Annotated in this window: 12 protein-coding genes; 4 read left to right on the top strand and 8 right to left on the bottom strand. The window is 60.2% G+C overall.

The window, feature by feature from the left end:
• Positions 1-279: 279 nt before the first annotated feature.
• On the top strand, positions 280-465 hold the full coding sequence (locus tag MFF30_RS10680; RefSeq protein WP_238279350.1) for a hypothetical protein: 186 nt from the start codon (positions 280-282) through the stop codon (positions 463-465).
• A gap of 862 nt (positions 466-1,327) precedes the next feature.
• On the opposite strand, the gene MFF30_RS10675 is transcribed toward MFF30_RS10680, so the two are convergent.
• The 7 genes from MFF30_RS10675 to MFF30_RS10645 all read right to left on the bottom strand — a co-directional run bounded on the left by MFF30_RS10675 (position 1,328) and on the right by MFF30_RS10645 (position 6,177).
• The gene (locus MFF30_RS10675; RefSeq protein WP_238279348.1) at positions 1,328-1,723 is read right to left on the bottom strand and encodes a helix-turn-helix domain-containing protein; all 396 of its coding nucleotides are present in this window, start codon (positions 1,721-1,723) and stop codon (positions 1,328-1,330) included.
• Between the two features lie 122 nt (positions 1,724-1,845).
• Positions 1,846-2,055: a hypothetical protein gene (locus tag MFF30_RS10670; RefSeq protein ID WP_238279346.1), complete on the bottom strand. Its 210-nt coding sequence runs from the start codon at positions 2,053-2,055 to the stop codon at positions 1,846-1,848.
• A complete protein-coding gene (locus MFF30_RS10665) occupies positions 2,052-2,276 on the bottom strand; it encodes a hypothetical protein (RefSeq protein ID WP_238279344.1) in 225 nt (74 codons plus the stop codon). Before MFF30_RS10665 ends, MFF30_RS10670 begins: the two co-directional genes overlap by 4 nt.
• Positions 2,273-2,536 (bottom strand): hypothetical protein, encoded by a 264-nt coding sequence (locus tag MFF30_RS10660; RefSeq protein WP_238279343.1) that lies wholly within the window; start codon positions 2,534-2,536, stop codon positions 2,273-2,275. Before MFF30_RS10660 ends, MFF30_RS10665 begins: the two co-directional genes overlap by 4 nt.
• Positions 2,537-3,016: 480 nt before the next feature.
• Complete coding sequence (locus tag MFF30_RS10655; RefSeq protein WP_238279342.1) at positions 3,017-5,599, bottom strand: CheR family methyltransferase; 2,583 nt, start codon at positions 5,597-5,599, stop codon at positions 3,017-3,019.
• Between the two features lie 36 nt (positions 5,600-5,635).
• Positions 5,636-5,890 (bottom strand): hypothetical protein, encoded by a 255-nt coding sequence (locus MFF30_RS10650; protein WP_238279341.1) that lies wholly within the window; start codon positions 5,888-5,890, stop codon positions 5,636-5,638.
• Between the two features lie 35 nt (positions 5,891-5,925).
• Positions 5,926-6,177, bottom strand: a complete 252-nt coding sequence (locus MFF30_RS10645; protein ID WP_238279340.1) for a hypothetical protein — start codon at positions 6,175-6,177, stop codon at positions 5,926-5,928.
• 378 nt (positions 6,178-6,555) lie between these two features.
• Between MFF30_RS10645 and ihfB the strand changes: the two genes are divergently transcribed.
• Positions 6,556-6,894 carry an integration host factor subunit beta gene (gene ihfB, locus MFF30_RS10640; protein ID WP_238279339.1) on the top strand — a complete coding sequence of 113 codons (339 nt, stop codon included), beginning with the start codon at positions 6,556-6,558 and terminating at the stop codon, positions 6,892-6,894.
• A gap of 8 nt (positions 6,895-6,902) precedes the next feature.
• Here ihfB and MFF30_RS10635 read toward each other — a convergent pair whose 3' ends face one another.
• A complete protein-coding gene (locus MFF30_RS10635) occupies positions 6,903-7,415 on the bottom strand; it encodes a hypothetical protein (RefSeq protein WP_238279338.1) in 513 nt (170 codons plus the stop codon).
• Between MFF30_RS10635 and MFF30_RS10630 the strand changes: the two genes are divergently transcribed.
• Both MFF30_RS10630 and MFF30_RS10625 read left to right on the top strand, forming a co-directional pair.
• Complete coding sequence (locus tag MFF30_RS10630; RefSeq protein WP_238279337.1) at positions 7,414-8,295, top strand: DUF4238 domain-containing protein; 882 nt, start codon at positions 7,414-7,416, stop codon at positions 8,293-8,295. The genes MFF30_RS10635 and MFF30_RS10630 overlap by 2 nt on opposite strands.
• Before the next feature lie 130 nt (positions 8,296-8,425).
• Positions 8,426-8,938: a hypothetical protein gene (locus MFF30_RS10625; protein ID WP_238279336.1), complete on the top strand. Its 513-nt coding sequence runs from the start codon at positions 8,426-8,428 to the stop codon at positions 8,936-8,938.
• Positions 8,939-8,951 lie beyond the last annotated feature (13 nt).

Below are 8,951 nucleotides of genomic sequence, written 5' to 3'. Positions count from 1 at the left end.
ACGTGAGAATTGGCGTTCTCACTTGACACCCGAGGGCGCCGTATGGCTTGTGAGGAGTTGGAACCGGTCCTCACAGACCTATCGATTTCGCGGCCCTCCAGTTTGGCGACTGGGGGGCCGTAGTCGTTTCAGGGTCTATCTCGCGGCGATCTCTCCTGACGCCGGCTCACGACTCACCCAAGGGCGAGCGCAGCCAGACATGCCATCTCGCGTGGCGGACATGGTTAAGTCAACGGTAGCCCCGTCCCGATTCATCACCAGTAGGAAGGCTTGGCCGCCATGACGGATGACGACAGCGGTGCGCAGGACCGCCGCGAAACGAAGGCAGCCAGGCATCTGGAGAGGGCCCGCGCCGGCGGCGAGGCACGGGCGGATTACGATGCAACCCAGCAGGCGACCGAGGACAAAACGGTGCGCCTCAAGGCCCTTCGACTCGCCAAGGAAAAGGCGGACAAGAAAGGGTAGCTCAATCGCGCGAGGGCAAGGCCGCTGCCACGTCGTTGGGAAATGCTTGTGCGCGTTCCCATATGATCCTGATGATCATCTTCACCCCCAATCCCCACTCCCTGCGGATCACGCCGTCCGCAACGGAGCCCGGTCGGTTCGACTGGGCGATCTGGAAGGGAAGGGAGGTGGTTCAGCAGTCAGTCCGGTCCTTCGGGTCTGAGGGAGCCTCGGAGGCTGCTGGTGATATCGCTCTTCGGGCTGTCACGGCAATCTGGCAGAACGCTCGGTAGCTCCTTAAGCCTCCTCGCCCTCAAGGAAGACAGCCGTGCATCTCAGATTAAGCCAGGCCTTGCCGCGCACTGAGGTTCAGTTGGCAAGGGAGGCTGAGAAGGGGCGCATTGCTCAGATGGCTTGGACAGACCTCTCTGATGCCAACCAGGCGCAGGACGAGAAGACTGAGCGTCTGAAAGCCCTACGATTGGCAAGGCAGGCTGGACGGTAAGAGCGACCGGGTTTCGACCCTGAGGGTTAGAATACGGATCTGTCATTCGAACCCTTGGCTGCATCGATGCGCCTTGCGCAACGAGACAATGATCCGGTTTAAGATCCAAGGGATGCCCATCTGATCCCGCGAACGTGAGACGCCCACCGCAATCGTTTTGATAGAGCTGGCAACGCTTCGGCTCGACGGCGCGAAGTACTTTTCACCCGCCCGGAGCAATCCGCGGCGGGTTTTTCACACGCCCGTGATGCAGCCTCAGGCAAGCTTTCAAATCCAGATTGCAGGCGCCGCCAGTTGCCAGCGCCCCGGCAATCTGCGGACACACCCTCACCCGCCCGGCTCCGGCCGCGGCGGGTTTTTCCATTTCAACCTCAATCGTCAGCCGTTTCCGGCGACCGGTCCTGTGCTGATGCGAGCTGCCGTACTGGCTATAGCGAGGACGTTGCGGCGTAGCTTGGCATTGTCGATCTTCGCGAAAGCTCGAAGCAGATCCGCTGCCCCTGGCAACGCGATCAAACCAAAGATTTCCAATTCCCCGGCGGGGTCATCTGCGTCTCCGTAAAGCGAAGATACTGGCACCGCGAAGAAATTTGCGATTGCGTGAAGTCGCCCAGCGCCAATCCGATTCCTTCCCCTCTCGTATTTCTGCACCTGCTGGAATGATACGCCAAGAGCCTTGCCAACCTCAGTCTGGGACAGTCCCTTCGCTTTGCGCAGAGCTGTGATGCGTACGCCGAGAGCGTGGTCATCTGCTGTGGCAAGTTTCTGTGTCATGTCTGTCCCCGAACCAAATCTCTGGTTGTGGTCAATATTGCCTGACACCATCAGTGTGCGCCAGCGACACGACGCTTTCTACTTAAACTTAACAGCTGAGCCCTCTCAATAATTCGACGTACTCAATGGCCGCCGGGCTTTCTCGCTCCTGGCGGCTCGATCCGTCGCCTGATCTCGGCCAGGGTCTTCGCTGCGGAGCGTTGCATGGTGGAGTTCTGAGCCTCCTCCGTTACGTCGATCAGGATCCGCTCGAACGTTGTCGTCGATATTCCCAAGCGCTTGGCCAACGCCTCTAACTTCAGGAGTTCGACGGCCTGCTCCTCGAAGGTCACTCCCCACCCTTGGGGCCATTCATGTGGCTTGCCAGGTCGAGGTGATCTTTGCGCGCCCCCGGCGCCTTGAATTGGATCCGGTCGTGAAGGAACGACAGAACGCCGAGGAGTTCGAGCTTGCCTTCCGATGAGGTAGCCGGGTCCTGCACCATCTGTCGAACCTCCTCGTGCACATCTGAGAGCGCCTGCAGGTAGCCCACCTCTACGTCTGTCATCGTCACGCCTTCTCCGGGCAGGCGAGCAGGATGGCGGTGCGAACGACGCCACGCTTTCGGGCGGGTTTTGCACCACCGCCTGAGATCGTCGCATTGGCGAACGGATGACTGGTGACTGCCTTATGGATATCAAGCCAGTATCCGGCTTGAAAATGGAAGTGTTTAGCCGCCAACGATCCTAGGTAAGCATCGACGGCTTTATCTACCTCGTGGCTTGAAACTATTTCATATAGAAGAAGTTCGTCGGTGGTTTGATTTTGTGTCATCACCACGCAAACGCTTTGTTACAGCGTAAGGTTCGGTTGGTGCCCAAATACAACGATCGCGCGGTGCATACGCTCAGCAAGGTTGGGGCAGACATAGCAACGGCCACAGACACTGAGACAAGGTGCGCGTACATCCGGCGTCACCCCATCCCGGCATCGTGGCCGCACCCGATCCAGCGATAGCAGCAGGAGCGGTATAACCTCAGATGAGGATCGTATGGTTAATGTTTAACGAAGCTGCCCCCGCCGCCCGATCTGATCACGGGACCGGCGGGGTAGGATCGTTCATCTCACGCTGAGCCGGTACGCATAACAGTGGCTCGCCGGTAGGATGGCCGAGGCTGGTTAGCCGGTCCTCAAACGCTCCACGGTGGCACGGCATCAAATCGGGAATGCGACACCTGAAAGCGAGATCTGACAGGCGGTACCCAATCGCGCAGCCTGCTGCACACGCATACCCTAGAGAAGTGACGCGTAGAGCTAGCTCTCGTCTTCAGGTGCAGTACGGACGAAATTGACAACGAGACCACTCACTTTGCCATCGACTTGCGATGGCGTAAGTCGGACGTGGTAGCGGCTACCGTCCGTCCCATCAAAATCACGGGTGATCATCCGCCCCTCGGTCATGACCGCCTGAGCATCCTGGGGCAACCAAGACAGCGAGAACGGTCCGGCGAAGTTGCTCAACCGCCTTCCACGGTCGCTCGCTTGTATTCCGAATACCTGTGCAGCAGCGTCAGTAATTGTACTAATGCGCAGGTCGGCATCGAGGAACACACTGGCAATGCCCGTGCTTGCAAAAAGCAGCGTCTGCTCGACCGTGAGCCGATCCAACGCCTCGATCTTCGACTCAAGCTCGACATTAACCGTATGTAGCTCTTCGTTTATTGACTGCATCTCTTCCTTGGACGCCTGTAGTTCTTCGTTTGCTGACTGCATTTCTTCGTTGACTGAGTACAGTTCCTCGTTCGACGATTTCAATTCCTCCAACGAAGTTTCGTATTCCTCGACAATCCCTTGAAGTCGTTCACGGGTTTTTGCCAACTCATCTTCAAGTCGCTGCACCACCTCCTCTTGCCCAATCTTCGCTTGTGCATCCCGTTGCTCGTTGCGCATTCCCGTTTCGGCGAACACGACAAGGAACAGTGGTTCAACGTTCGGCCGCTGCGCCAGTGGCCTGACGGTCAGCGATAAACGCTGCTGTGTAGCGCCCGGTGGTCCAATCTCCAGGCCATGGCGTACAACCACTGCGTCGGTTTCGATCGCTTCACGTAGCGCAGTGCGTAGTTCGAGCCGGAGCCCCTTGGCGACGATCGCGGCTAACACGTGCGTCGGGGGACCCGGCGCGACTTCCAGAACGGTGTTGATCCGGGCTGAGTAGTGCACGGCCTCACCGGTACGCGTCACAACCGCGTGTGCTGGAGCGAACTCGGCCAGAACCTCGGCTTCCACGGCGTGACGCAAGCTGGCCCGCGCCAGCGCACCCTTGGGTCTGATCTGAGCGCTGGGCACGAGATCGGCCCAGGTGTTCCCAACCATCGACGGTAGCCTCACCGTCGATACTACATCGGATGCCTGGAAGATGCGGTGACGTTTGTCGATCGTAGCGAACAAGTCCTCGAAGCGCGTGACGTTCTCGGCCATCCCGATGAACAGGTAGCCGTTGGTGCGCAAGGCGTAGTGTAGCACCGGCAGCATCCGCTCCTGCGTTTCGAGGTCGAGGTAGATCAGCAGGTTTCGGCAGGAGATCAGGTCGAGGCGCGAGAATGGCGGGTCGCGTAAGACGCTGTGCGGAGCGAAGGTGCACAGGTCACGCACCGCCTTGCTGATTACGAGGCTGTCACCCTGCTCGATGAAATGCCGGGCGACTCGCTCGGGAGAGACGGCATCGAGGTAGGCCCTGGGATAGCGGCCGATCCGGGCCACCGCGAGCGAGCGCTCGTCGATGTCGGTGGCAAAGATTTGCACGCGCTGCGGCGTCGCGAGCAGGTCCATATACTCTCGCAGCAGAATGGCGATCGAGTACACCTCTTCGCCGGTTGAGCAGGCAGGCACCCACACTCGCACAACGTCGTCAGGAGAGCGGCCCTCGAACAATTTGGGGATCACCCGTGCAGCCAGAGCGTCGAAGGCGGCAGTGTCGCGGAAGAACTTGGTGACGCCGATCAACAGGTCTCGGAACAGCGCCGCCGCCTCGGCCGCGTCCGTGCGTAAGCGCGCGAGGTAAGCGTCTGCTCCTGTATGCTCCCCGACCCTGATACGACGGGCCAGCCTTCGTTTGAAGGTACTGGTCTTATAGCCCGAGAAGTCGTGCCCGACCTGCCTACGCAGGATCGCGTGGATTTCCTCAAGAACGTCGTTGGTGACCGCGACGCCGTTCGGATCGTCACTCTTGCTGAGCGCCACGATTTCTTCATCGGGGATATGAGCGGCGATCAGCGCTCCCATATCCACGGCTGGGACGACATAGTCCACGTACCCGGTGCGGATCGCGGAGAGCGGCATGTCAGGAGTGTCTGGTCCATCCTCGTCCGGAGCCTGAGCGAGGGTGAGACCACCCTGCTCTTTGACTGCCTTGACGCCGATCGTCCCGTCGCCGTCGCCGCCCGAAAGAATGACAGCGACTGTGCGTTCGCCTCGGTCGAGCGCTAGAGCAGTGAGAAAAACATCGATCGGCTTGGTTTCTCGGACGCCCTCTCCGAGGGCCGTCAGGGTCAAGCGGCCGCCCTTAATGCCAAACATCATGCCGGGGGGCATGACGTAGACACGGCCAATCTGCACTTTCAGACCATCGACAGCAGCCTCCACCGGCATAGCGGTGAGCCGACTCAGCACATCGGACAGTAGGCTGTCGCGGTCAGGGCTCAGGTGCGTGACGACGACGACAGCGGCGTTAAAGGGCTGTGGCAGTCCACGGAAGAAGCCGCCCATGGCTTCGATCCCGCCAGCGGAGGCGCCCACTCCAACGATTGGGAAGAGATCCTGTGCCGTCATCGCATGCTCCTGGGCACCGGCCTCAACAATGCTGTCGTTGCCAAGGTTCGAGGCTTCGGTGTTGCGCAAGGCGAGCGCGGTCGGGTCTCATATCGTAGGTCGCGGTCACCCGTCGTTCGTCAACTCTTGGGTGATAAACCCGACACAGCGGGCACGTGCCTCGGGATCTTTGAGTCGAAGGAACAAGCGCATCACAATCAATGCCTGCTCGACGTCCTCGGTGGGGGGATCAACGTCGATAACGAGCAAAGGCTTGAATTGCTTCGCCTGATAGAAGCTATCGACCGGCACGTTCAGTGCGATTGCGATAAGGTCCAGAGATCGCCTGTGCGTGCGATTCGATGCCTCGCCGTCGTCCATGATGTCCCACCAGCCTTGCGTTAGCTTAACCGAGGTCAGTGCATGGCGACCTTCAGCGCCTGCGGGCTAACGGCGGCAGCAACACGACGGCCGACGTGGAGGAGCACGTTGCCGACGAGTGCACGGGTGCAGGGCTCGCCATCCTCCTTCGCAAGCTCGTAAACCTCGATGAGGCTTTCAACCAACCGTTGGGGAGGGCCGGGATCGTGGGGGCGGATCGCCGGCTCGATCTCAACCGGAGTAGCAGCAGCGAGAGTCTGCCGACGTGATCGCTCGACGAGGTCCATGGATCTGCCAAGAACCTGTCGGGTTACCTCAGCGGCTGCGCGCAACTCCCGAGCGACAATGAGAGCCCGGTCCGCAGCGTCCAAACTGACAGTCATCGACAGTCCTTCCGATCAGATAACATCCGATCCTATCCACGTTTCGCTTCGATTGCGAGCAGATTGCGAGCTAATAATTTCTGATCACTATGGGCAATTGGCCGAATTTCACGGCAGTGACGAACGGACGATCGAAGACTACAAATCGACTTGTGTTGGGATCTTGAACCCCAGGCAAGAATACGATCCGACCTGAAGCCTTATGGTCGAAATTGATCAGAAGCAGCCGCTCCCCTCATCGGCCCTTGCCTCGGCGACACGGATCGGGTTCACCCCCGGCCCATGATCAAATCCGAACTGATCCTGCGTATCGCGGCGCAGAACCCGCACCTCTACGAGAGAGACGTAGAGGCGGTGATGAACGCCATTCTGGGCCGGATCTCGGATGCCCTGGTGGCCGGCGATCGAGTGGAGCTTCGCGGGTTCGGCGCGTTCACGGTGAAGGCACGTGCCGCTCGCGCCGGCCGGAACCCTAAGACCGGGGAGGCAGTACCAGTCGGCGACAAGCTCGTGCCGGCCTTCAAGACGGGGAAGACGATGCAGGCCCGTTTGAACGCCCCCGAGGCGTCCGCACTGGCCGAGATAGAAGCAACGGCCCATCGGCTCCTGCGCCGGTCGTGATTACGGGGCTATGGCCTATCGTCGTGCTCGTCGGTCTGAGGGGCATGTCCCTCGACGATCCGCCGCAGCATCCGATAGGTGTCAGCGACGGCCGAGCTAGCGCGCAGGTATCCAGGGCCAGTATCGTACTCGATCACGATCACCTCACCACCGACCTCGTCGCCCGCCCGGAAAAGGCCCAGCCCGTTCTCCCTCGCTCGCAAAGATGCAGGGGCACGGATGAGACGAGCAGATCCCCTCTTCCGTGGGTCGCTCAGCTTCCCGTGCTTCATGGAGGCAGCAGTGTCGCGCAACACGCGGAAGCTGTGAGAGATGCACGCGAGCGCTTCACGATAGCCATCGTCCCGTTCGTAGCGGGCGATCTCGGGAACTTGGTTCGCTAAGCCATGGGCGTGGATAAGTCCCGCGAGCGCGTCCAGTGTCAGGATAGCGTTAACGATTGCCCTGAGGTCGTCTGGAGTTTCCAGCGCTCCGACCATGTTGGGGTGAGCGACTTCATTAAGGAACTCGGCCGGCGTCATGTCCTCACCACGTCACAGCACAGCGAGGCGGCATCACTACCTGCCAGAGATGATCCAAAAGCGGTTCGCTGGTCCCGACCTGCATCTCTGGTCATTCGATAAGCGAACGGCTTCTTACGGCATCCAGCGCAAGCCGATCGCCCGGCTGTTCCGAGAGTGGCATCTGTACACGACGATCGCACCAGACGGGACCCGAGATACCACGACCGAAACACGCCTCTCGGCGATCGAGACAAGGGCATGCCCGATCATCGATCGCATCATCGCCCGCGCGCGTCAGGGCATCTTACCGCAACTAACGGACGTTGAGCGCGGCACGCTGTGCGATCTATTCATCGCGCAGTTCAGACGATCACCCGATACGGTTCAGTCGTCGGTGGAGCGTCAGGATGTCGATGGCGAGATCGCGGCAGGGGTTGCTACGTGGGAGGCAGCAGGAAGGACACTCTCAGACGAGGAAAAAGCTGACCTGCATAGCGGTCGCCTAGCCGCCCGAATCAAGCAAAATCTAATTGCAGGGACGGCGGCCGATCCGCTGGCACATTCTGGCTCCGTTATGATGCAGCGTGGGTTTTCAGTTGGTGTGAGCGTAGCTTCGGATTGCCCCTTCATCTTGGGCAGTAACCCATTCGCGCGGCTTCTCTCCCCGAACCACCGGCAGGACCTGGGGGACCCAGATACCGAACTCTGGTTCCCGATCGCACCCGATGTCGCGCTCTGCTCCTATGGGCCAGCAGGACACGAGCAGGTTTCCGTCCTCTCTGCCGAAGGGGTGAACCTGATCAACACCGAGATTGCTCGACAAAGCACGGTCATCGCCTCTGCCTGCCGCGATGTGATCCTCGCTCTGGTTGGGCCTGAAGCGGCAGCAAATGTATGACCCGTAAGCACCATGCAGGCCCCGCAGAGAATGGAGTGCAAGCTTCTCGACACTGCGGGCGACGCGGATAACATGACGCTTCCCCGAAGCCTCTCGCTTCAGCGTCTCGGCAGGTGGATCTATGCGACTGGTGAGCGAGCAATCCGAGGCCGAGGTCGCCCGCCATCGCGCTCTCGAAGATCTGACGCCAGCCCTTAGGCACCTCACTGCCAACCTGATGCGGATCACGCGTGGGGCCGGGCATCCTTACCGTCTTGTCGAGGAGATGGTGGCCTGCCTCCGTGCCATGCAGGAGCACCGAGATGCCGTTGGGTACGGACCGTCTACGGAGGAGATCCAGGCTGCCCTGAACCCCGACGAATTGGAGGAGGATTTCACCGAAGAGGAGATGAACCGCCGTTACGACAGCGGTACGTGGGATCGTGAGCGAGCCCTCGTTGAGATCCGCCGAGCAAGCCTCGCGATGACGGCCGCTATGTTGGTGAACCAGCGGCTCCAAATCTCAAGGGCCGAGATGGATATGCGGTCCGCTACAGATCGGCTTGAGGAGGCGCACGAGACGCTTCGAAAGTTTCACGCGGCACGTCGAGCCGCAACGCCTGTCCAGCGGCCGAAGAAGCGTTCCCCCGGCAAGAGGGCATGAGCCGTCGTAAGCA

This window comes from Methylobacterium goesingense (genome assembly GCF_022179225.1).
GTDB classification, from domain to species: Bacteria; Pseudomonadota; Alphaproteobacteria; order Rhizobiales; family Beijerinckiaceae; genus Methylobacterium; species Methylobacterium goesingense.
Note: the sequence above shows the minus strand (reverse complement) of the source record. Positions and strands in the feature narration are given on the sequence as shown.

Excerpts from the sequence above, each read along its gene's own strand:
- MFF30_RS10680 (WP_238279350.1), top strand. The coding sequence starts at position 280 with ATGACGGATGACGACAGCGGTGCGCAGGACCGCCGCGAAACGAAGGCA.
- MFF30_RS10675 (WP_238279348.1), bottom strand. The coding sequence starts at position 1,723 with ATGACACAGAAACTTGCCACAGCAGATGACCACGCTCTCGGCGTACGC.
- MFF30_RS10660 (WP_238279343.1), bottom strand. The coding sequence starts at position 2,536 with ATGACACAAAATCAAACCACCGACGAACTTCTTCTATATGAAATAGTT.
- MFF30_RS10650 (WP_238279341.1), bottom strand. The coding sequence starts at position 5,890 with ATGGACGACGGCGAGGCATCGAATCGCACGCACAGGCGATCTCTGGAC.
- MFF30_RS10645 (WP_238279340.1), bottom strand. The coding sequence starts at position 6,177 with ATGGACCTCGTCGAGCGATCACGTCGGCAGACTCTCGCTGCTGCTACT.
- ihfB (WP_238279339.1), top strand. The coding sequence starts at position 6,556 with ATGATCAAATCCGAACTGATCCTGCGTATCGCGGCGCAGAACCCGCAC.
- MFF30_RS10630 (WP_238279337.1), top strand. The coding sequence starts at position 7,414 with ATGTCCTCACCACGTCACAGCACAGCGAGGCGGCATCACTACCTGCCA.
- MFF30_RS10635 (WP_238279338.1), bottom strand. The coding sequence starts at position 7,415 with ATGACGCCGGCCGAGTTCCTTAATGAAGTCGCTCACCCCAACATGGTC.